Origin of the sequence: Streptomyces sp. FH025, from assembly GCF_017427025.1 — a bacterium.
Lineage (GTDB): Bacteria > Actinomycetota > Actinomycetes > Streptomycetales > Streptomycetaceae > Kitasatospora.
Genome location: NZ_JAFLNG010001256.1, coordinates 1 through 555, shown reverse-complemented (window position 1 = coordinate 555; position 555 = coordinate 1). Strand labels below are relative to the sequence as shown.

The window sequence follows — 555 nt, the reverse complement described above, 5'->3', positions numbered from 1 at the left end:
GCCAGCATCAGCACCGAGCACCACCGCCCGCTGCTCCAACGCCGCACGCGACACAGCCAACGACCAGCCCATATCGACGGCGTCAGCACCCTCCCGGACCGCCTCCGCCAGCCGCTCGGCCTGACCCGCAAGCCCCGCCACCGAACGCCCCGACACCACCCACGGAACCACCGGCAGAACCCTGCCACTATCCGTACGAGGCGCGGCAGCCTCCTCGACAGGAGCCTGCTCGATGATCACGTGCGCATTCGTGCCGGAGAACCCGAACGACGACACACCCGCACGCCGGGGATGTCCGGCATCCGGCCACGGCTGCGCCTCGGTCACCAGACGCACCGCGCCCGTCTCCCAGTCCACATGCGAGGACGGCGCATCCACATGCAGCGTCGCGGGAACGACACCGCGCTGCATCGCGGCCACCATCTTGATGACACCCGCGACACCGGCAGCAGCCTGCGCATGCCCGATGTTCGACTTCACCGAACCCAGCAACAGCGGCCGATCGACCGGACGCCCCTGGCCATACGTCGCCAACAGCGCCTGCGCCTCGATCGG

Annotated in this window: 1 protein-coding gene; it reads right to left on the bottom strand. The window is 69.7% G+C overall.

Translation table 11 applies throughout. The features are described 5' to 3' along the window. On the bottom strand, positions 1–555 hold a 555-nt coding region (locus J0670_RS38755; RefSeq protein ID WP_279383144.1), incomplete at both ends, for a ketoacyl-synthetase C-terminal extension domain-containing protein.